The following is a 19,529-nucleotide window of genomic DNA, read 5'->3' on the forward strand; positions in this document are numbered from 1 at the left end:
TGGATTCTCGTCAGGCGGCAGAGGTGGAAACAGGGGTGTCGCTGGTATCGAACTGGCCGGCCATCCAGCGGCCGACTTCGACCGGGCAGGTGCTGGCAGTAGCGCGCTGTGGCGACAGCCTGCCGTCGCTCAGGGCGGCGATGCGGTCGCTGATCTGGAACAGCTCCTCAAGGTCTTCGGAGATCACCAGGATCGCCGCGCCGGCATCGCGCAGTTCGATCAGCGCGCGGTGGATCGCTGCTGCCGCGCCGACGTCCACGCCCCAGGTCGGGTGCGCGGCGATCAGCAGCTTCGGCTGCTGCAGGATCTCGCGACCCAGGATGAATTTCTGCAGGTTGCCGCCGGACAGGCTCGCCGCCGGGGTCTGTGCGTCCGGCGTCTTCACGGCGAAGCGCTGGATGACCTGTTCGGCGAAGGCGCGCACCTTGCCGCGTCGGATCATGCCCTGCTCGACCATTCCGGTCTGTTGATAGGCGGTGAGCAGGCCGTTGTCGGCCAGGCTCATGCTCGGCACCGCGCCGTGACCGAGACGTTCGGCCGGCACGAAGGCCATGCCGTGGCGACGGCGGGCGTCGGGGCGCAGGTGGGCGACATCGTCACCGAGAAAACGAATGCGCATGGCCTGTGCGGCGGACAATCGCTGTTCGCCACTGAGCAGAGCGAGCAGTTCGTCCTGGCCGTTGCCGGCGACCCCGGCGATGCCGACAATCTCGCCGGCGCGTACTTCCAGGTCCACTTCTTCGAGGGATACGCCGAACGGATCGGCGTTGTGCCAGGACAGCCGCTCCACCCGCAGGAACGGCGCGCGGCCCTCGCTCTTCGGGTATTCGGCTTCCAGCCCCTCGGCATCGCCGACCATCAGCCGCGCCAGTTCCAGGTCCGAGCATTCGGCCGGCACGCACTCGCCGGATACGCGACCGCCGCGCAGCACCGTGGCGCTCTGGCACAGCGCGCGCACTTCATTGAGCTTGTGGCTGATGAACAGGATGCTGCAGCCCTCGGCCGCCAGCCGGCGCAGGGTGACGAACAGCTCGTCGGCCTCCTGCGGGGTGAGCACCGAGGTCGGTTCGTCGAGGATCAGCAGGTGGATGTCCTGCATCAGGCAGCGGATGATTTCCACCCGCTGGCGCTCGCCGATGGACAGGCTGTGCACCAGCCGTTGCGGTTCCAGCGGCATGCCGTAGCGCTGCGAGACCTCGCGGATCTTCGGCTCCAGCTGCTTCGGCGTACCGGCCTTGGCGCCCAGCGCCAGGGCGATGTTCTCCGCCACCGAGAGCGTCTCGAACAGCGAGAAGTGCTGGAACACCATGCCGATGCCGCGTTCGCGGGCCTGGGCCGGGTCGCGCATGGTCACCCGTTCGCCCTGCCAGTGGATCGCGCCGGCGTCCGGCTGGGTGACGCCGTAGATGATCTTCATCAGGGTGCTCTTGCCGGCGCCGTTCTCGCCGAGCAGGGCGTGGATCTCGCCCGGCTGGATCGACAGGTCGATACGGTCGTTGGCCAGGCAGCCTGGGTACTGTTTGGTGATGCCGCAGAGCTGGAGGCGTGCGGTCTGGGAATCGGGCATGGAGGCGTCCGCTGGGTTTTTCATGACCAGGGTGTAGCAAAAAGCTGGCCAGGCAGTCAGGAATTTAGATGCGACGTGGCTACGGGAGCTGCGCCACCGGTTGGCCATGCGACGATGTTAGCCGGTGCATCGCTTTGGTGCTTCACTCGGTAGCGCTGTCGTGCCGACGCACTGCCATGGGGCGGGACGACCACGGGCCGGATGGGCTGCTAAGCTAACCGTCCTTTCCGCTCCCACCGGTTTGCCTGCAATGAACCAGATGGATCTTCATTCCGCCGAGGAAGCGATTGCCCAGCGTGCCGCACTGGCGCGGCTGATCGATGGCCTCGTGCGCGACGACGGCATGCACCCCACCGCGATTGACGACCTCCACCTGATCCGCTGCAGCGCGCCGAGCGAACTGGTGCACGGGCTGCACAAGCCGGCGCTGTGCATCATCGTGCAGGGCAGCAAGGAGGTGCGCCTGGGCGACGAGCTCTATACCTACGATGCGCTGCATTATCTGGTGGTGTCGGTCACCGTGCCGGTGGCCGGTCGCGTGTTGGAGGCTTCGTCCGGCGAGCCGTACCTGTGCATCCGCCTGGATATCGACCCGGCGATGGTCGCCACCCTGGTGGCCGAAAGCTCGCCGTTGAGCCAGCCCGTGGAAGGGCCGGCGCGCGGTGTCTATCTGGACCGCATCGATGCGCCGTTGCTGGATGCCACGCTACGTCTGGTGCGACTGCTCGCCAGCCCGCAGGACATCCCGGTTCTGGCGCCGCTGGCCATGCGCGAGATCTTTTACCGCCTGCTTTGCGGTCGCCAGGGCCGCCACCTGCACGAGATCGCAGTGCGCGACAGCCAGGGCCATCGCGTCACCCGCGCCATCGAATGGCTGAACCGCAACTACGTCGAGCCGCTGCGTATCGAGGAACTGGCACAGCGGGTCAACCTCAGCAGCTCGACGCTGCATCACCGCTTCAAGGCGCTCACCGCGATGAGCCCGCTGCAATACCAGAAGCAGCTGCGTCTGCAGGAGGCGCGGCGGCTGCTGATCGCCGAGGGGCTCGATGTATCCAGCGCCGGCTACCGGGTCGGCTACGAAAGCCCCTCGCAGTTCAGCCGCGAGTACAGCCGGCTGTTCGGCGCCTCCCCGGTGAAGGATTTAGCCCGGCTGCGCAGCACCGCCTGAGAGCCTATTCACGATCTGCTGCGCGTCGGCCCTTTAGCTCGCGAGATCGTGAAAAGGCTCTGATACTCAGCGCGGCGCCGGGTCCGGCACCTCGCGCAATGCCTGGGCGGCATCGATGGCGCGGGGGAAGCCGGCGGTCACGGTGGTCAGGTAGACCACCTCCTTCAGCTCCTCACGGGTGACGCCCAGGCGCAACGCGTAACCGGCGTGCACCTTCATGTACTGCAGATTGCCTTGGGCGGCGAAGGCGGCGATCACGGCCAGCTGGCGGGTGCGATCATCCAGCTCGCTGCGCCCCCAGACATCGCCCAATGCGTACTGGGTGATGCCCTCGGCGAGAAACGGATAGTCCTTGCGCAACGCTTCGAGCACCGGTTGCCCGGCGCCGCCTGACAGGTGATCCATCACCTCGACGCCACGTTCGTGGCGCTCGTTGCCGGCGGCTTCCAGCGAGGCGAAGGTCAGCGAGCCGAACACGGCCAGGCAGGCCGCGGCCAGGGTGTTGCCTGTACGAAGGGTCATGGCGGCGTCCTCAGTAAGGGCTGGCGGTGGGGCGCACCACCAGTTCGCTGACATCGACATCGGCCGGCTGGTCGATGGCATAGGCGATGGCGCGGGCGATGGCGTCGGCCGGAATGGCGATGCGGCGGAAGTCGTCCATGGCCGAGCGGGCGCTGTCATCGGAAATGCTCTCGGCCAGTTCCGATTCGGTGACGCCGGGCGAAACCAGGGTCACGCGGATATCGCCGCCGACCTCCTGGCGCAGGCCCTCGGAGATGGCGCGCACCGCATACTTGGTGGCGCAGTACACCGCCGAGGTCGGGCTCACCGCATAGGCACCGATGGAGGCGATGTTGACGAACTGGCCGGCGCGCTGGCGCTGCATCAGCGGCAGGCCGGCGGCGATGCCGTGCAGCACGCCGCGGATGTTCACGTCGATCATGCGGTTCCACTCGTCGACCTTCAGCGCGTCCAGCGGCGAAAGCGGCATCACCCCGGCGTTGTTGATGATCACGTCGACGCGGCCGAAGCGCTGTTCGGCGAAGTCGACGAAGGCCTGGGTGTCCTCGCGGCTGGTCACGTCCAGCGCGCGGCAGGCGGCGATGCCACCGCGTTCGCCGATCTCGGCGGCCAGCTTTTCCAGCCGTTCGAGACGCCGCGCGCCCAGCACGACGGTTGCGCCCTGGGCCGCCAGCAGGCGGGCCGTGGCTTCACCGATGCCGCTGCTGGCGCCGGTGATAAGTACGATTTTGCCGGTGATGTTCGACATGGGGTTGTCCTCCGCAGATGGATTCGGGCGACGTCGGTGACGCCGTGGTTCGAATACTGCGATGGAGGACGGTGCCGGCGTTATGGCGATCCTGCCGGGCGCTTGCCTGATTCTGGCGCTGCTTACCAGATGCCTTCGTGCAGGGCGGCAGCCTCGTCCTCCAGCAGCGGGCCGAGTACCTCGACCTTGCGCTGGCCGGCGTCGAAGACGATGCGGCACGGCAGGTCCAGCGTCGGGTTTTCCGGATGGTTGCCGGTGAGGTCCTTCAGGCTGCGCTCGGAAAGACCGTACACCACGCGCCCAAGACCGACCCAGTAGGCGGCGCCGGCGCACATGGCGCAGGGTTCGGCGGAGGTGTACATGGTGCAGCGCGAGAGGAATTCCGGCGTGTAGCGGGTCGAGGCACGGGTCATCAGCACCCGCTCGGCATGGCCGGTCATGTCGTGGTCGGGCATGTAGGCGTTGCCCTGTTCCAGCAGTACTTCACCGTCCGGCCCGACCAGGATGGCGCCGAACGGATGGGTGCCGTTTTCCAGCGCACGGCGGGCGACGTCGAAGCTTTTGCGCAGCAGGGCGAGATCGTCGAGAGGCATGGCGTTATCCAGACTGAGATTAAGAGGTGGTGGGCTTCAATGCCCAGCCTTGGGCAGGCTCCAGGGAAAGAAGACCTTCTGCAGCAGCCCGATCAGGTGGAACAGCACCAGGCTGATCACCACCAGCATCAGTAACGCGGCGAACGCTTGCGGCACCTGGAACATCGAGGTGGAGAAGTTGATGAAATAGCCCAGTCCTTTTTCCGCCGCGACGAACTCGGCGACCACCGCACCGATCACCGCCAGGGTGATGGAGATGCGCAGCGCTGAAAACAGGTGCGGAATCGCATAGGGCAGACGGATGTTGCGGTACTCACGGGCTTTGGAAGCGCCGAGCGAGCGCGACAGCTCCACCAGCTCCTCTGGCGTAGCCAGGAGGCCGGTGACGCAGGAAACGACGATGGGGAAGAAGGCGATCAGGAAGGTGATGAACACCCGCGGCAGGTCGCCGGCGCCCATCACCACCACGATGATCGGCGCCACCGCCACGATGGGTGTGGACTGCACGATCACCAGCAGCGGATAGAGGGTGCGCGACATCACCCGTGAAGAGGCCAGGGCGATGGCCAGCGGGATGCCGATCAGGATCGACAGGCCGTAGCCCATCAGCGTTACCCGCAGGGTGGCGAAAATATGCTCGGCCCAGGCACCGAGGCCGACCTTCTGCGTCGCCGCGAAGATCGCGCTGGGCGAGGGCAGCACGAAGCTCGGCAGCTTGAGCAGGCGGCAGGCCGCTTCCCAGATCAGCAGCAAAACGAGCAGGGCGAGCCAGGGTGCGAAGCGGTCGGTCAGCGCCTTCAGGCGTTGTGCCCTGGGCTTAATGGTCGGCATGGCGTGAGAAGACCTTGCGGCGGATATGGTTGGCGAGCTCATTGAAACGTGGCTCCGTGAGGGTTTCCATGGACCGCGGGCGCGGCAGGTCGACGTCGATGATTTCCTGCACACGGCCGGGGCGCGCCGACATCACTAGGATGCGGTCGGCCAGCAGCAGCGCTTCGGGAATCGAGTGGGTGATGAACAGCACCGTCTTCGGGCGTTGGGTCCAGATGTTCAGCAGCTCCAGGCTCAGCTCGTCGCGGGTCAGGGCGTCGAGGGCCGAGAACGGCTCGTCCATCAGCAGGATTTCCGGGTCGTGCAGCAACGCGCGGGCAATCGCCGCGCGCTGCTGCATACCACCGGAGAGTTCGTCCGGGCGCTTGTTACCGAAGTCCTTCAGCCCCACCAGCTCCAGCAGCTCCTCGCCGCGGGTGATCTCCTGGGCGGTGACGCGGCCGTACTTGTGGCGCATGGGAAAGGTCAGGTTGTCGCGGATGTTCAGCCACGGCAGCAGGGTCGGTCGCTGAAATACGATGCCGATCTCGTCGCGCGGGCCGTCCACCGGGCTGCCGTAGATGCTGACCTGGCCGTGGGTCGGTCGCACCAGCCCGGCGAGAATGCGCAGTAGCGTGGACTTGCCGCAGCCCGAGGGGCCGAGCACCGCGATGAACTCGTGGCGGCCGATGTCGAAACTGGCGTTGTCCAGCGCCACCACCTCGCTGCCATCGGAGGAGGTGAAGACCTGGCTGACCCGGTCGAAGCTGATGTTGGGGCGCGGCGTGGCGGACAGGACGGCGGCGTTCATGGCTTCACTCGCTCAGGCTGGTGTCGATGGCACTGGCCGGGTCGAGGCTGTCGATCTGCATGCCCTGCGCCTTGGCGACCCATTCCCAGGTAGTGGCCAGGCGCTTGGCGTCGAAACCGGTGCCCTCGGCGGCGCTGATCTCGTTCTGCATCAGCGGTACCGAGGCGGCGAACTGCTCCTCGGCCTGCTGCTCGTCGACCTCGGCGACCATTTTCTTCAGCGCGGCGGCCGCTGCAGCCGGGTCGGCGATGGCGTTCTTCTGCGCCTGCTGGTAGGCCTTGACGAACTTCTTCGCGACCTCGGGATGGCTCTGCACGAAGCGCTGCGAAGCCACCAGCGACAGGCCGTAGCCCTCGAAGCCGTATTCCGACCAGGGGATGGTCTTCAGCGTCTTGTCCGCTTCACCGAGGGCACGGACGAAGACGGGCGCGACGGTCAGCCAGTTGATGGTCGCGTCCACCTTGCCGGTGGCGAGCATCGGCGCTAGTGCGCCGGGGTCGAGCTTGAGCAGCTTGACGCTGGTCGGGTCGATGCCATTGCGCTCCAGCAGCAGCGGCCAGACCACGTTGGAGGCAGAGAAGGTCGGCGTGGCCACCGTCTTGCCGACGATGTCCTTGAAACTCTCGATGCCCGAACCTTCGGTGGTGAAGAAGGCGTCCGGCTGCTTGTTGTAGATCGGCGCGACGGCGACCACCGGCACCTCGCCCTGGGCTTTGGCTTGCAGTAGCGAGGCCAGGCCGGCAGAGCCGAAGTCCGCGCTGTTGGTGGCCAGCTTGGTCACCACGTCGCTACCACCACGGGCACTGGCGATTTCCACTTCGATGCCTTCTGCGGCGAACAGGCCCTGTTCGACACCTAGGTAGATCGCCGCCTTGTCGCCGGCTGGCAACCAGTCGTTGAGCCAGCGCACCTTGTCGGCGGCCAGGGCGGTTTGGCTGAACAGCGCGAGCAGGGCGCTGGCGAGCAGGGTTTTCTTGAACATGGTGAAGCTCCTTGAAGGTTCGGCGTGATAAGCGCGATGCAATAAACGGGTCAGTGCATGGGATGTGGATGGCGGGCGAAGAAATCCACCAGGGCGGCGAGCAGCGCGCCGGGCATGGCCAGTTGCGGCGCATGGCCGCAATCGAGCAGCACCCGCTCGGCACCCGGCACCAGCTGCTGCATGCGCTGCTGCACCCGGGGCAGCACTGAACGGTCCTGGGCGGCTTCGATGTACAACCGCGGCAGACGACCGAAACGCGTGGCCGTCCACTGCGCGGCGATGTCGCGGCCACCATCGGGCTGCACCGTCAGGCGGCGCGCGGCAGTGATGGCGGCCTGTGCCGGTGCATCGTGGAAGAACACCGCGCAGGCGGCATCGCTGGGTACGCGGCTGCCGCCGGGCACCGCCTCGAGATAGGGACCGATGCCGCTGACCTCGGGAAAGTCGCGGGCGAGCTCGGCGCAGAGTTCGCCGAAGCCCATGCCGCTGGGCAGCATCATGCCGGCGACATAGGCGACCCCGGCAATGCGCTCGGCGTAACGTTCGGCCACGGCAGTGGCGGTGATGCCGCCGCCGGAATGCGCGACCAGTTGAATCGGGCCGGGCAGCGTCTCGATCAGCGCGCCGACATGTTCGACATAGCGCTGCAGCGAGACCTCGGCGAGTGGCGTGGTGTCGCTGCCGTTGCCCGGCAGGTCGAGCGCGTGCGGTCGGTGGCCGGCGCTGCGCAGGCCATCCTGCAGTGAATCCCAGACCCAGCTACCGGCCCAGGCCCCGTGGATGAGGACGATGTCAGCCATAGGTCCTCCGGTACATCTCGCGGTGGTGTTCCTCCACCGTCACCGCGGGGTAGCGCGGCGCCTTGCCGGGCGCGAGGCAGGTGGGCAGGCACTCGACCAGATGGTCCGGGTTGCCGCTGAAGAAGAACGGCACGCTGTAGCGTTCGCGTCCGGAAATGTTGACCACCCGATGCAGCGTCGAGCGGTACTGATCGTTGGTCCAGCGGGCGATCATGTCGCCCAGATTGACCACATAGGTGCCGGGCACGGGCGCTGCGTGAATCCAGCTCTTGCTGTGGCGATCCCAGACCTGCAGGCCGGGGTTCTCGTCCTGCAAAAGTAGCGTCAGCCCGCCGAAATCGGTATGCGCGCCACAGCCCTTCTCGCCGGGCGCGGCGTTGGCCGGCTGCGGCGGATAGTGCAGCAGGCGCAGGGTGCTCATGGAGTCGCGGCAGAAGCCGGCGAAATGTTCCTCCGGCAGTTGCAGCGAGAGCGCGATGGCGCCCATCAGCCGTGCCGCGAGGGCGTTCATCGCATCGCGATAGCGCTCCATGGTCGGGCGAAAGTCCGCAAGCTCGCTCGGCCACTGGTTGGCACCGTGGTTGAAACGCCCGGCCAGTACCCGCGGGTCGTCCTCGGCGAGCTCCTCGCCGATGTAGAAGCCCTCCTTGAGATCGGCCGGCGCACCGGCTTCCAGCACCTGGCCGCGCAACGGCTCATAGCCGCGATTGGCCTTCGAGAACACCTTGTCCAGCGCGCGCTTCCCGGCTTCCGGCTGAGCGAAGAAAGTCCGCGCCTGCTCGAACACCGCCTGTTGCAGTGCGGGGTCGACACCATGGTTGGCGACGCAGAAGAAGCCGACCTCGCGACAGGCCGCACCGATGCGTTCGGCCACGGCAGTACGCTCGGCAAGGTCGGGAGAAAACAGCCCGGCGATGTCGATCAGCGGCAGCGCGGCGGCTTCGAGATGGCGGGCGGAAAGGGTTTGGTTCATGGCTCGATCCTGCTCTGCCGACGCGGAATGGCGGTCGGCGAGCGCAGTATCTGGCGGTCACGCTGTGCGCAGAAGCAGAGAATATCGAGCATGGTGATGCTGTTTCGGCAGCAGGGGCGGCTGCCTTATTTAGGAGCGGCAGATGAGCACAAATGGTGCTCACGTCAGGGAGCGCGGGGGTTGTCTAGGCGGACACGATCCAGGCTGGAGCTGAGTCGTTCGCACTTTTATGGGGCGTTAGTGCAACCGTTGGCAGCCCGAAATTTTCTTTGTGGCTTTGCCGCGCGCGATTCGCACTTGGGCTCGACGCCTGCTGAGCTACGCCTTGAGCCGCGAGCTCTGTGCAGCTGGCCTAGCGGGGCTTCAACGTATTAGCCAGGCGCAACATGGCCGTTTCGATTTCAAAAGCGGTCAGTGATGCGTAACCCAATAACCAGCCTTGCTTCTTCTGCTCACCTGCGTACAGACGACTCAGTCCAGATAGCTGTATACCCGCGCTAGCCGCTTGCTGGATGGTTTCCCCCTCGCTCCAACCGTCGTGCAGCAGACAGGGAATCTGCAGTCCGCCAGGCGGGCGCAAAGCTGTAACGACACCGCCCAGATGCTTGCCGATCATGTCGAGCATGATAGAGCGGCGCGCGGCATAGAGCTTGCGCATGGCCCGGACATGGGCGTTGTAATGGCCGTCTTCCATAAAGCGCGCCAGGGTCAGCTGCAGGATTTGTGGCGTGTGGCCGTCCATCATGCTGCGCGCGTAGGTGAAGGCTTTGACCAACTCGTGAGGCAGTACCATGTAGCCCATTCGCAACCCAGGGTAGAGGGTCTTGCTGAAGGTGCCGAGGTAGAGCGTGCGCTGATACTTGTCCAGGCCTTGCACACAGGCGGTTGGTTGCCCGTCGTAGTGAAACTCGCTGTCGTAGTCATCTTCGATGACCCACTTGCCCTTCTCTGCAGCCCAACTGATCAGCTCAAGCCGGCGCTCCAGTGGCAAGGTCGCGCCGGTTGGGTATTGATGAGAAGGCGTGACATAGACGCAGTTGGCACCGCTGCGGTCGGCGTACAGCAGGTCGGTGCGTATGCCCAGTTCATCGACATCGATAGGCAGAATCTTGGCCTCGGCGGTTTCAAAGGCTTTCTTGGCACCGAAGTACCCCGGGTTTTCCAACAAGATCGGTTTGCCGGCGTCCACCAGCAATTGCGCGCACAGAAAGAGGGCCTGGCGAGTGCTGCTCAGTACCAATATCTGGTCGGGGAAGCATTTGGCCCCGCGTTCGAGATTCAAGTAGGTAGCGATGGCTTTGCGCAGCGGTTCGGCACCCTGCGGATCGCCGTGCAACAGTACGTTGGAGCGATAGTCTTTCATTACCTGACGTTGCAGGCGCTCCCAGACATTGGTCGGAAAGGTGCGGGTTTCCGGCAGACCGGTGGCAAACGCCTTGATCACCTGCTGATCATTCACGCCGGCACTTTCAAAAATCATTCGCCCTCGCTGGCTCAACCCCGCTCCCGGCAACGCCTGGCTGCTTTTGACTTCTTGCGCCTTGATGCGTCGTCGGGCTGCGCCGCGCAATTCGGTACCTACGGTTTCACGGACGTAACTGCCTGAGCCCTCGCGCCGGACGATAAAGCCATCCCGATGCAGTTGTACGTAGGCATTTTCCACGGTGTCTCTGGCAACCCCTAGTGACCTGGCAAGAACCCGAGTTGCGGGCAGTTTCAGGCCTGGCCCAAGGGCACCGTCGAGGATCAGTGCACGCAACGCACGCTGAATCCGCTGGTGTAGATCCAGCAGCTGAAACTCAGCATCGTTGAGGCGCATTTTCAGGGTTTCCAGCTCGAACGTTTTTGTCATGCGGTCTGCCTGATCTCAATAAATAGGCGCTTAAAGGCAGGCCAGTCTATTCATGGACTTCGCCCGTCGCCACGCCATTGGCGCTAGGCGAGCGACCACCCACGCTGCGAGCAATTTGGAACAAGGGTTATTCAGGTTTACCGCTACCGCGTGCAAGCGCCGTCTTGTTCGATCAATAACCTGCCGTTCGTGCCTTGCCGGCACTGTGCTGAGCACGTGAATAGCTGAAGATTGGATGCTTGAAAAACCGCTACCTGCGATAAGTGGTCTGGTGTTTAGGCTTGAAGCGTACGGGTATGGCATGCCATTTAGCGTTTATAAATCAGCTGTTACGCCAGGCCAATCACCTCGTTTTGCAAGGAGCAAAGCACCATGTCCTCGTCAGCTTCCGCGTCGCCCCTACGTCTACGCGACCTTCTGCATCCGATTGTCGCCGGATTGGTTTCAGTCATCGTCAACTATGGCGGCACATTCATCCTAGTCTTTCAGGCTGCGAAGGTTGCCGGGCTCAGCCCGGAACTGACGGCGTCGTGGGTGTGGTCGGTGTCGATTGGTGTGGGGATTACCGGACTGTTACTCAGTTGGATGAACCGTGAGCCGATCATTACCGCTTGGTCGACACCCGCTGCGGCCTTTCTGGTGGTCGCGCTGTCCACCACGCCTTACGCCGAGGCAATCGGTGCGTACGTCATATCGGCTGCTGCCTTCGTGCTGCTAGGTGTGTCCGGCTGCTTTGAGAAGGTTATCCGCCTGATTCCGCCGGGCGTGGCTGCAGCGCTGCTGGCCGGCATTCTGCTGCAGTTCGGAATCGGCGCGTTTGCTGGTATGAGCCTTGATCCCGTATTGGTCGGCTTGCTGATTGCAGCTTATGTGGTGCTCAAACGCTTCACGGCGCGCTACGCGGTCGTGGGTATTCTGATGCTTGGGCTGGGCTTCTTGCTGGCGCAAGGCCGTGTGGATCTTTCGGGGCTGTCTCTGCAATTTGCGGCGCCGCTATTCACTCGGCCCGAGTTCTCGCTCAATGCGTTGCTTAGCGTGGCGCTGCCGCTGTTTCTGATTACCCTCACCGGCCAATACATGCCGGGCATGCTGGTGCTGCGCAACGATGGTTTCAGCACCAGCGCCAATCCCATCCTGACGGTTACAGGGCTTGGTTCATTGCTGATGGCACCGTTCGGTTCTCACGCCTTCAACATCGCCGCGATCACGGCAGCCATTTGCACCGGAAAAGAAGCCTCGGAGGATCCGTCCAAGCGCTGGATCGCCGGGGTTGCCGCAGGCGTGCTCTACATCCTTGTTGGGGTTTTCGGGGTGACCCTCGCGGCCGTATTTATGGCGCTCCCGGCCGCCTTTATTACAGCGCTGGCCGGGTTGGCCCTGCTCGGTACTATCGGCGCAAGCCTGGCCAGCGCCATGGCTGACGTCAAATCCCGCGAAGCCTCGCTGATTACCTTTCTGGCGTGCGCCGCGAACATCACTCTGCTGGGAATCGGAGGGGCGTTCTGGGGATTGTTGATCGGCCTGGCGGCGCACGCTCTGCTCAATGGTCGTTTGCCATGTCGCGAGGGAGCGGTCAGCCCGGCAGCCGACGCGGTTGTCACGGCCAAAGGAGGCCACTGATGCTCGCTCTGCAAGACGAACACGGAGCGTCTTCAACAAGGCCAAGCAAGTGGCGAGTTTTGCCAGCGAGTTTCAGGCACTAGACAGTTTGCGAGTGGCCGAGGCCCTAGATCGACGCCTGCACATCGAGGGGCGTCAGCCGGATGTACTCGTCCAGGCCAATACCTCCGGCGAGGCCAGCAAGCCCAGGCGAACGCCGCGGTATTCCTGTCCTTGATCAATCCAGGCGATACGGTGATGGGCAGGGCGTGTTCGAATGCGAGCAACTGGCGGGCTGGTTGTGCGACGTACTGGACGCCCTGGCAAACGGCGAGTTTTTTCTTACTTGCTCTTTTCAATTTCTGCCTTTAGCTGCGCAATAGTGTGCTGGCTAAATACCTGGATGCCATTGCGTTCCAAAAGCTCTGTGGTAACTCCTCGGCCTGGAATTTTATTGCCTGTGAATGTGCCGTCGTAGATTGAAGAACTACCACACGATGGGCTCGATTCCGCCAGAATCGCATACTTGATTCCATGCACCTTGCAGAACTCCAGCGTCAGCTTAGCACCGCGTAAAAAGTAGTCGGTGACATCAAGCCCGTCGTTTCCAATAACCTGAGAACCCTGATCCAGTACGTCTTTTCCCGTACCGATCAAAATTTCAGCTGGGGCTCTCGGCGTGGGTAGGCCTGATGCAACTTCAGGGCAAAAGCGCATGATTTCGAAGTTACTATTCAACCAGTCCATGCTCTGGTCAGCGATGTTAAGGCAGCCACCGTTGTATCTTACTTTTTGCCCGGCAAGACACGAACTGACCAGTATTTTATTCATCAATTTACCTTGCCTATACAGCGCGATTACAGTCGAGCTGCGCAAAGGCCGTTAGATTCATGGTCATCAGCGCTCCTTCCTTTGGCAGGTCAGCAATACAGATCACTGTGCGGGCCGGTTGATGGTCGCCGAATTCTTCCGAGTACGCGCGGTTCATTTCTTTGAAGTCTTCAACTCGCTTCAGAAATACATGAACATGCATTACGTCATTGAGTGACGCATTAACTTGGGCCAGCAAGGACCTTAGGTTCCGAACGATTTGCTTGGCCTGGCTATATGCGTCGGCCCCAGCAAGCTGAGACGTAGCAGGGTCGACACCGGGTGTTCCGGAGATTGTTATGAAAGGGCCGGCTTTAGCGATATGACTATACGGACCGATCGGTTCAAACATGTCTGCTGGCGAGAAAGTTTCGACTTTCATGGGATTCCTAGGTTTGCTGGGCGAAGGCCGTTGCCCTCGGTGGCACGATGATCGGCCCTGTCCAATCTGTCGCCGTCAGGCCAGATTATGGCGCGGCGAGCGGGTAGTTAAGCCAAGATGCTTTTGTGTTGTATGTTTTTATGATTCAACCAGGCGCTCCATATATAATTCATCGAAATCAATAATTTCTTCTAACTTGATCGGCTTTGGCAGCGTAAGTCTTTTCCAGGTTTCCTTGAAGTACTCGTCACCGCCTTCCGCATCCTGATTTATGTTTTCTCTTGTCAGGATTTTTTTGGTCAGAAAGTTTATGCTGACCTCTCTTTCAATCAGAGGCCCACGGTTTTGGCTGCTGTCGTAGCCAATCAGCTCGAAGTTTGAGTTCTGATAGCGAAAATTATAAGACCAATAACCGTATCTGCCATGGCCATAGCTGATGAATAGACTTCCTTTGTGAACGCTTATGCTCAGGTCTGGAGCGAAATAAACACCTCCGTCTTCATTCTCAGGTGAAAAGCAATCGAGATTTTTCAGGACGAGTTCATATTCTCCGTTGCTTTCGAAGGCGATGATAATGCCCCTGCGGTTACGATCCAATGCTCCAAGGTATTCGTGGTCAAAAAACTTTTCTTTATCCGTTCCCTTTATTAGCAGCACATAGTCCGTTTTACCGTCTTTGTTCATATCCCCTTGGATTGTCTCTACGAGCACATATTCGCTAGGGATCAAATCGGTGGGCGACTTTACGAATGTAGGTGCTGCTTGTCCTATGGCTGGCGTGCCAAATACCAGTAATATCAAAAGGGCTATTCTAGTCATTCAGGGACTCGTTAATTTCGTTTACGGGAGTAGCGCGCTTGCCGGCGCTCATTCGGTCGTTATATTGGCGGGTCATGCTCCGGGCGCTCATCGGATCTCGTGCAATACGGTGCGAATAAAGTCCGTTTTAGCCGCCGTGTAGGCCTCCCTATCGTGAGGATGCGTCGCCGCTAGTTCCGCCTTGAGTGCGGCGTACCTTGTTGCGAGCGCTGGACTTGCCCTTAGGGCGTCGCGAAATTTAAGGCGTTCGCGCCAGACACAACCGTCATGGACGACAAGATGAAGATGATGGGTCCGGTGACCGTTTTCCCAGCGCATGAACCACTTGCGGTCTTGCAGGGAGTCGTTGAATTCCGAAGAAGTGGTGTAGCCGGAGTTGCATAACGGCAGCGCCAGTTGTTCAGCAATGGTGATGGACTCAACGCCCGCAAGAATGTCGATGATGGGTTTGGCACTGAGCCCGGGGACCGCGGTACTACCAATGTGCTGAACGCCTTTGAAGACGCCTGGAAATAGACATAGAAGACGATCACGCTCGTCGTCGAACGCTTGAGGCCACGAGGCTTCATAGGCGTTCAGATTTACGCCTTCATGGATGGCAGCGAGAAGCGATTCATCTTCCGTCATGACGGGTTCTCCGTGCGATCGTCAAGCGCATACCAGGCGGCTGTGGATGTCAGGTGAGTCTGCTTCTGCTTCGTTGGTGTAAAGGTGCTGTCCAGGCAGCCCAGCGCGATTGAAACCCAGTCGGAGTAGTCGCCGTGGTCCCGTGACCAGAACAGCGAAGAGCCGCAGCGAGCGCAGAATTGCCGTGACACCGATTCGGATGACTCGAAGGACGTGATGTTCTCTGCGCCAGCCTGGATGCGAAGGTCGCTGCGCGGGACACTGCCGTAACTGGCAAACGCGGCTCCATGACTTTTGCGGCATTGCTGACAGTGGCAGTGGCTTACTGCTTTTGGTGGGGTAAGCGTCTCGTATCTCACGGCGCCGCAAAGGCAGCTGCCTTGAAAAGACTCGGTCAATCTGTGGCGCTCCGTTCAAAAATGCCGGCCGTTCGACGACGGTAATCGGACCGCTGTCTCGCTCTCGTTGCGCATATATCGGTCATCAGGCGATTGGCTCAGTCAAGCAAAGCTGTCTCTTGCTTGAAAATGCGAAAGCCGCGTGCCTGGTAGTTTGCAAGTGCGGCAGGATGGTCCAGGGTGCAGGTATGTACCCAGACTCGCCGTGTCTCAGGCCAGGCCCAGGCGCTCTCGATTGCGTGACTCAGCAGTGGGCCACCGAAGCCTTTACCCAGAAACTGCGGTGCCAGGCCAAAGTAGCGAATCTCTACGCTGAAATCTGCGGCCTGATGCAGTTCGTAATAGCCGGCGATGGCGCCTTTGTAATAAGCGACCCATGTTCTATGGCAGGTTTGTTCGATCAAGGCCGCCCAGTCAGCGATGCTCCAGGTATCCAGATCGCTCCAGCCCCATTGCTTTCCTACCAGTTGGTATAGGAAACGGTTGAGTTCCGGTTGAGGCACTTCGCATTCGATGATCTGAAGCTCGGCAGGCTGGGGCTTGGGTCGCAATTGAGTTGCGGACGTCATTTCCAGGTAATAGGTGGTGTATGAGTTGTCCATCTGGAGCCTTCCGTAGATTCAGTGGTTCAGCCTAACACCAGAGGGCGCAGCGACAGAACGTGCAGGGCACAGTGCTGCAAAGTGCGCGAATAAGTACCGCGGTTGTAGTTCCAGATTCAGGGTTGTTGTACGGCTATTTGCCGTACTTAGTGCCTGCGGCTGAGACAGATTGCTAGCCGACCCTGCTGGTGACCGCGCTGGCACCTTCAATCGCTTCACGCAATGCGGTGGCCAGTTCTTCGAGACGATAGGGCTTGGCCAATACGTGCACACCTTCGGCAGCCGCGGACTTCTGTGCAGCTTCGGCGTAGCCGCTGGTGAGCAACACCGGCACTCCCAAGGCGCGGGTGCGGATTTCCCGGGCCAGTTCAACGCCGTTCATGCCGCCAGGCATCATCACGTCGGAGAAAACGATGTCCACTTTGCATGCATTCGCCAGCGCGCCCAGGGCATCGGTTGCGCTCGCGGCATGGGTGACGCGATAGCCGAGGTGTTCGAGCATTTCACCTACCAGCGCCGCCACTTCCTCGTCATCGTCCACGAGCAACACGGTGCCGACTGACGCGTCGGCCGCGGTATCTTCGACGAGCTCGTGGCCATCCGGTAGATCGGGAATACGTTCCGAGCGTGGCAGCAGCATGATTACGCTGGTGCCGTGGCCGCACTCGCTTTCGATCCACACGGTACCGCCCGACTGCCGGGCGAAGCCGTAGACCTGCGCCAGGCCAAGGCCCGAGCCTTTGCCGATCTCCTTGGTGGTGAAGAAGGGGTCGAATACGCGGGTGCGAACCTCCTCGGGAATGCCGGTGCCCGAGTCGGTCACCGTGAGGCGGACAAAATCGCCGGTGATGCCCAGCACCACTTCGCCGGGTGCATTGCTGGCTTCGATCAGGATCGAGCCACCATCGGGCATCGCGTCGCGGGCATTCACGGCCAGGTTGAGAATGACTAGCTCCAGCTCGCCCGGGTCCACTTCGACCGGCCAAAGGTCCGGCGTGAACCGTACACGCACTTTTACATCGCCACTCAGACTGCGATCGAGCAGCTCGCGCATGCGGCTGATGCGCAGCACCAGATCGACCGATTCCGGCGCCAGCGACTGACGTCGGGAGAAGGCGAGCAGTTGCCGGGTGAGGGCGGTTCCGCGTTGCGCGGCCTGGCGCATGCCGTCCATCAACCGTTCGCGGCGTGCAGGGTCGGCGCGGCGGTCGAGCATGTCGAGACCGCCGGAGATCACCATCAGCAGGTTGTTGAAGTCGTGGGCGATGCCACCGGTGAGCTGGCCGATGGCTTCGATCTTCTGCGCCTGGCGCAGGGTTTCTTCGATCTGAGCGCGTTCGTCCATTTGCGTGCGCAGTTCCTGGTTGGCCTTTTCCAGTTCGCTGGTGCGCTCGACTACCAGCGCTTCGAGCTGATTCGAGGCGCGCTCACGGGCTTCGAGCAAGGTCCTGACTTCGTACTGGCGATGCCGCCCGCGCAGTGCGGCTTTTACCGCGCTGGTCAGGGTAATGCTCTGTACCGGGCGTTCCAGCAGGGAAACGTTGCGCAGCGCCGCCACCATGCGCTGGCGCCACGCGGCGACCGCGGGCTGTTGATGTTTGCTGGTGAGGACGACGAACGGAAAGTCGGACCAGGCCGGTTGCCGGTCGACCCAAGCGGAGAGCGCTTGAAGGTCCTGGCCGAAGAGGCCTTCCTCGGCAATGAATACGGCGTCGGCATCGGTTTCGGCGCGACGCAGCACTTCATCGACACTGTGGCAGACAACGGCATCCATGCCGCTGCGGCTGAGCAGTTCGGCCGAGGCGGGACCGTCCCGGCCGATGGGGGCATAGACGACCACGATGGGGCCTTGTCGTTTAGTGGACGTCGTCATACTCGTCAGTCAGTAGATGAGTCGCATCACCGGTGTATTCCGGTGTGCCCGATAGAATGCCGCTGAAGTGGCTCAGCGGTGGCCCGACCTCTAGGCCAGCGCTGCTGAGGCGATACTCCCGAACGGTGTTTTCATGCCGTCCGCTGCGCTTTTTCACCACTGACAAGGCCCGGCGAACGACGCCGGCATGCTCGAAGTAGCGCTGCATGATAACCGCATCGCTTAGATAGCTGATATCCACTGGCGTATCCATCGGCCCGACCAGACCATGCTGGGCCAGTACCATGATGCTGATCACGCCTTTCTGGCCTAGATAGCTCAAGAGTTCGTGCATCTGCAGAATCAGGAATCGGCCGTCCGGCATCGCATGCAGGTAACCGTTGAGGCTGTCCAGAATCACCAGGTTGGCACCTCGTGTTTCCACGCTTTGGCGCACAGCGGCGGTGAACTCACCAGGTGACAGTTCCGCGGGGTCGACCTGTTGCAGATGCAGCAGACCCTGGTCGATCCAAGGCTCCATGGGCAGCCCCAGCGCACGACCACGCGCCAGCAGGGTGCCGATGTTCTCATCGAAGACAAAGAAGGCGACCTGCTCGCCGCGCTTGCACGCGGCAACCGCATAGCTCAACGCCAACGAGGATTTGCCGACGCCCGCAGCGCCAACCAGCAGCGCGTTGGTCCCGCGCTCCAGCCCGCCACCGAGCATCTTGTCCAGCGCGGGATTACCAGACGAGGCCAACTCGCCGGTAAACGGAGAGTGATGCTCCGCAGCGATGAGGCGCGGATAGATCTGCAGTCCGCCCTTGCGGATGGCGAAGTCGTGATAGCCGCCGCGAAACTGGATGCCACGCATTTTGATGACCCGCAGTCGCCTGCGTTCGGCACCGTAGTCGATGGCCAGCTGCTCGAGCATCACCACGCCATGGGAGATCGAGTGCAACTGTAGGTCGCCCATCTCCGAGGTTTGGTCGTCGAGCAGAATCACCGTGCAGCGGCGTGTGGTGAAGAAGTGCTTGAGCGCCAGCACCTGCCGGCGATAGCGCAGCGGGCTTTGTGCCAGCAGGCGCATTTCTGAAAGGCTGTCGAAAATCACCCGTGTTGGGTTGGTTTTGGTTACACGGTCGAAGACCTGCTGCGTGGTTTCGCTCAGCTCCATTTCCGCCGGATGCAGCACGGTCAGTTCAAGGTCAGGGTCGAGGCTGGCTTCCGGCGAGACCAGCTCGAACACGTCAATGCCGTCGAGCGTCCAGCCGTGGCGCTTGGCAACCAGCTCCAATTCGGCCTGGGTTTCCGACAGCGTAACGTAGAGAACACGTTCGCCCTGGCGCACGCCTTCGAGCAAAAATTGCAGTGCAATGGTGGTTTTACCGGCGCCTGGGCTGCCTTCATACAGATACATACGGTTGGGGTCGAGACCGCCGCCGAGGATGTCGTCCAGCCCCTCGCTGCCGGTGGAAATACGTGGTGCTTCATCGTCTGGTTGGAAGGGAAGATCATTGAAATCGGTCATTCCGTTCTCCTTAACGCAGG

The 19,529-nt window shown here is 61.9% G+C and carries 20 protein-coding genes and 1 pseudogene; 3 read left to right on the top strand and 18 right to left on the bottom strand.

Features of this window, described 5'->3' with window-relative positions; all coding sequences use genetic code 11:
• Positions 1-10: 10 nt before the first annotated feature.
• Entirely contained in the window at positions 11-1,567 is a 1,557-nt protein-coding gene (locus tag AAEZ08_RS05720; protein WP_500123891.1) for an ABC transporter ATP-binding protein, read from the bottom strand.
• A gap of 250 nt (positions 1,568-1,817) precedes the next feature.
• Here AAEZ08_RS05720 and AAEZ08_RS05725 point away from each other — a divergent pair, with 250 nt between their 5' ends.
• Positions 1,818-2,738, top strand: coding sequence for an AraC family transcriptional regulator (locus AAEZ08_RS05725; protein ID WP_500123892.1), 921 nt, complete (start codon positions 1,818-1,820; stop codon positions 2,736-2,738).
• Between the two features lie 66 nt (positions 2,739-2,804).
• Here the strand turns inward: AAEZ08_RS05725 and AAEZ08_RS05730 are convergent, their stop codons facing one another.
• The 9 genes from AAEZ08_RS05730 to pdxR form a co-directional block, all read right to left on the bottom strand.
• Positions 2,805-3,260 carry a carboxymuconolactone decarboxylase family protein gene (locus tag AAEZ08_RS05730; RefSeq protein WP_102821238.1) on the bottom strand — a complete coding sequence of 152 codons (456 nt, stop codon included), beginning with the start codon at positions 3,258-3,260 and terminating at the stop codon, positions 2,805-2,807.
• Between the two features lie 10 nt (positions 3,261-3,270).
• Positions 3,271-4,008, bottom strand: a complete 738-nt coding sequence (locus AAEZ08_RS05735) for an SDR family oxidoreductase (RefSeq protein ID WP_500123893.1) — start codon at positions 4,006-4,008, stop codon at positions 3,271-3,273.
• A gap of 122 nt (positions 4,009-4,130) precedes the next feature.
• Entirely contained in the window at positions 4,131-4,601 is a 471-nt protein-coding gene (locus tag AAEZ08_RS05740; RefSeq protein WP_003280143.1) for a nucleoside deaminase, read from the bottom strand.
• 36 nt (positions 4,602-4,637) lie between these two features.
• Positions 4,638-5,432 carry an ABC transporter permease gene (locus AAEZ08_RS05745; RefSeq protein WP_482695721.1) on the bottom strand — a complete coding sequence of 265 codons (795 nt, stop codon included), beginning with the start codon at positions 5,430-5,432 and terminating at the stop codon, positions 4,638-4,640.
• Positions 5,419-6,222, bottom strand: coding sequence for an ABC transporter ATP-binding protein (locus tag AAEZ08_RS05750; RefSeq protein ID WP_500123894.1), 804 nt, complete (start codon positions 6,220-6,222; stop codon positions 5,419-5,421). Before AAEZ08_RS05750 ends, AAEZ08_RS05745 begins: the two co-directional genes overlap by 14 nt.
• 4 nt (positions 6,223-6,226) lie before the next feature.
• The gene (locus AAEZ08_RS05755) at positions 6,227-7,204 is read right to left on the bottom strand and encodes an ABC transporter substrate-binding protein (protein WP_500123895.1); all 978 of its coding nucleotides are present in this window, start codon (positions 7,202-7,204) and stop codon (positions 6,227-6,229) included.
• Between the two features lie 50 nt (positions 7,205-7,254).
• A complete protein-coding gene (locus tag AAEZ08_RS05760) occupies positions 7,255-8,004 on the bottom strand; it encodes an alpha/beta fold hydrolase (protein ID WP_500123896.1) in 750 nt (249 codons plus the stop codon).
• Positions 7,997-8,977, bottom strand: a complete 981-nt coding sequence (locus AAEZ08_RS05765; RefSeq protein ID WP_500123897.1) for an isopenicillin N synthase family dioxygenase — start codon at positions 8,975-8,977, stop codon at positions 7,997-7,999. The genes AAEZ08_RS05760 and AAEZ08_RS05765 overlap by 8 nt, the downstream gene beginning before the upstream one ends.
• A gap of 352 nt (positions 8,978-9,329) precedes the next feature.
• Positions 9,330-10,829: a MocR-like pyridoxine biosynthesis transcription factor PdxR gene (gene pdxR, locus AAEZ08_RS05770; RefSeq protein WP_500123898.1), complete on the bottom strand. Its 1,500-nt coding sequence runs from the start codon at positions 10,827-10,829 to the stop codon at positions 9,330-9,332.
• Positions 10,830-11,201: 372 nt separating this feature from the next.
• Here pdxR and AAEZ08_RS05775 point away from each other — a divergent pair, with 372 nt between their 5' ends.
• Positions 11,202-12,449 (top strand): benzoate/H(+) symporter BenE family transporter, encoded by a 1,248-nt coding sequence (locus AAEZ08_RS05775; RefSeq protein WP_500123899.1) that lies wholly within the window; start codon positions 11,202-11,204, stop codon positions 12,447-12,449.
• A gap of 34 nt (positions 12,450-12,483) precedes the next feature.
• A pseudogene (locus tag AAEZ08_RS05780) lies at positions 12,484-12,633 on the top strand (YggS family pyridoxal phosphate-dependent enzyme); the annotation flags it as partial.
• A 137-nt stretch (positions 12,634-12,770) separates the two neighbouring features.
• Here AAEZ08_RS05780 and AAEZ08_RS05785 read toward each other — a convergent pair.
• The 8 genes from AAEZ08_RS05785 to AAEZ08_RS05820 all read right to left on the bottom strand — a co-directional run bounded on the left by AAEZ08_RS05785 (position 12,771) and on the right by AAEZ08_RS05820 (position 19,509).
• Complete coding sequence (locus AAEZ08_RS05785; RefSeq protein WP_500123900.1) at positions 12,771-13,259, bottom strand: 2-thiouracil desulfurase family protein; 489 nt, start codon at positions 13,257-13,259, stop codon at positions 12,771-12,773.
• A gap of 13 nt (positions 13,260-13,272) precedes the next feature.
• Positions 13,273-13,680, bottom strand: coding sequence for a RidA family protein (locus AAEZ08_RS05790; RefSeq protein WP_003280159.1), 408 nt, complete (start codon positions 13,678-13,680; stop codon positions 13,273-13,275).
• A 138-nt stretch (positions 13,681-13,818) separates the two neighbouring features.
• Positions 13,819-14,499: a hypothetical protein gene (locus AAEZ08_RS05795; protein WP_500123901.1), complete on the bottom strand. Its 681-nt coding sequence runs from the start codon at positions 14,497-14,499 to the stop codon at positions 13,819-13,821.
• Positions 14,500-14,586: 87 nt separating this feature from the next.
• Positions 14,587-15,126 (bottom strand): GrpB family protein, encoded by a 540-nt coding sequence (locus AAEZ08_RS05800; protein ID WP_003285372.1) that lies wholly within the window; start codon positions 15,124-15,126, stop codon positions 14,587-14,589.
• Positions 15,123-15,524, bottom strand: a complete 402-nt coding sequence (locus tag AAEZ08_RS05805; protein ID WP_482695737.1) for a GFA family protein — start codon at positions 15,522-15,524, stop codon at positions 15,123-15,125. Before AAEZ08_RS05805 ends, AAEZ08_RS05800 begins: the two co-directional genes overlap by 4 nt.
• Before the next feature lie 98 nt (positions 15,525-15,622).
• A complete protein-coding gene (locus tag AAEZ08_RS05810; protein ID WP_003285374.1) occupies positions 15,623-16,126 on the bottom strand; it encodes a GNAT family N-acetyltransferase in 504 nt (167 codons plus the stop codon).
• Positions 16,127-16,298: 172 nt separating this feature from the next.
• Positions 16,299-17,999, bottom strand: coding sequence for an ATP-binding protein (locus tag AAEZ08_RS05815; protein WP_500123902.1), 1,701 nt, complete (start codon positions 17,997-17,999; stop codon positions 16,299-16,301).
• A complete protein-coding gene (locus tag AAEZ08_RS05820) occupies positions 17,983-19,509 on the bottom strand; it encodes an ATPase domain-containing protein (RefSeq protein ID WP_003285376.1) in 1,527 nt (508 codons plus the stop codon). Before AAEZ08_RS05820 ends, AAEZ08_RS05815 begins: the two co-directional genes overlap by 17 nt.
• Positions 19,510-19,529: the final 20 nt, after the last annotated feature.

Source organism: Pseudomonas sp. E45-MNA-CIBAN-0222 (assembly GCF_040310405.1).
GTDB lineage: Bacteria > Pseudomonadota > Gammaproteobacteria > Pseudomonadales > Pseudomonadaceae > Stutzerimonas > Stutzerimonas stutzeri_AC.

Coding starts and splice junctions, on each gene's coding strand:
- AAEZ08_RS05765 (WP_500123897.1), bottom strand. CDS start 8,977: ATGAACCAAACCCTTTCCGCCCGCCATCTCGAAGCCGCCGCGCTGCCG.
- AAEZ08_RS05730 (WP_102821238.1), bottom strand. CDS start 3,260: ATGACCCTTCGTACAGGCAACACCCTGGCCGCGGCCTGCCTGGCCGTG.
- AAEZ08_RS05815 (WP_500123902.1), bottom strand. CDS start 17,999: ATGACGACGTCCACTAAACGACAAGGCCCCATCGTGGTCGTCTATGCC.
- AAEZ08_RS05720 (WP_500123891.1), bottom strand. CDS start 1,567: ATGCCCGATTCCCAGACCGCACGCCTCCAGCTCTGCGGCATCACCAAA.
- AAEZ08_RS05735 (WP_500123893.1), bottom strand. CDS start 4,008: ATGTCGAACATCACCGGCAAAATCGTACTTATCACCGGCGCCAGCAGC.
- AAEZ08_RS05750 (WP_500123894.1), bottom strand. CDS start 6,222: ATGAACGCCGCCGTCCTGTCCGCCACGCCGCGCCCCAACATCAGCTTC.
- AAEZ08_RS05820 (WP_003285376.1), bottom strand. CDS start 19,509: ATGACCGATTTCAATGATCTTCCCTTCCAACCAGACGATGAAGCACCA.
- AAEZ08_RS05745 (WP_482695721.1), bottom strand. CDS start 5,432: ATGCCGACCATTAAGCCCAGGGCACAACGCCTGAAGGCGCTGACCGAC.
- AAEZ08_RS05760 (WP_500123896.1), bottom strand. CDS start 8,004: ATGGCTGACATCGTCCTCATCCACGGGGCCTGGGCCGGTAGCTGGGTC.
- AAEZ08_RS05740 (WP_003280143.1), bottom strand. CDS start 4,601: ATGCCTCTCGACGATCTCGCCCTGCTGCGCAAAAGCTTCGACGTCGCC.
- AAEZ08_RS05810 (WP_003285374.1), bottom strand. CDS start 16,126: ATGGACAACTCATACACCACCTATTACCTGGAAATGACGTCCGCAACT.
- AAEZ08_RS05785 (WP_500123900.1), bottom strand. CDS start 13,259: ATGAATAAAATACTGGTCAGTTCGTGTCTTGCCGGGCAAAAAGTAAGA.
- pdxR (WP_500123898.1), bottom strand. CDS start 10,829: ATGACAAAAACGTTCGAGCTGGAAACCCTGAAAATGCGCCTCAACGAT.
- AAEZ08_RS05755 (WP_500123895.1), bottom strand. CDS start 7,204: ATGTTCAAGAAAACCCTGCTCGCCAGCGCCCTGCTCGCGCTGTTCAGC.
- AAEZ08_RS05790 (WP_003280159.1), bottom strand. CDS start 13,680: ATGAAAGTCGAAACTTTCTCGCCAGCAGACATGTTTGAACCGATCGGT.
- AAEZ08_RS05795 (WP_500123901.1), bottom strand. CDS start 14,499: ATGACTAGAATAGCCCTTTTGATATTACTGGTATTTGGCACGCCAGCC.
- AAEZ08_RS05800 (WP_003285372.1), bottom strand. CDS start 15,126: ATGACGGAAGATGAATCGCTTCTCGCTGCCATCCATGAAGGCGTAAAT.
- AAEZ08_RS05725 (WP_500123892.1), top strand. CDS start 1,818: ATGAACCAGATGGATCTTCATTCCGCCGAGGAAGCGATTGCCCAGCGT.
- AAEZ08_RS05775 (WP_500123899.1), top strand. CDS start 11,202: ATGTCCTCGTCAGCTTCCGCGTCGCCCCTACGTCTACGCGACCTTCTG.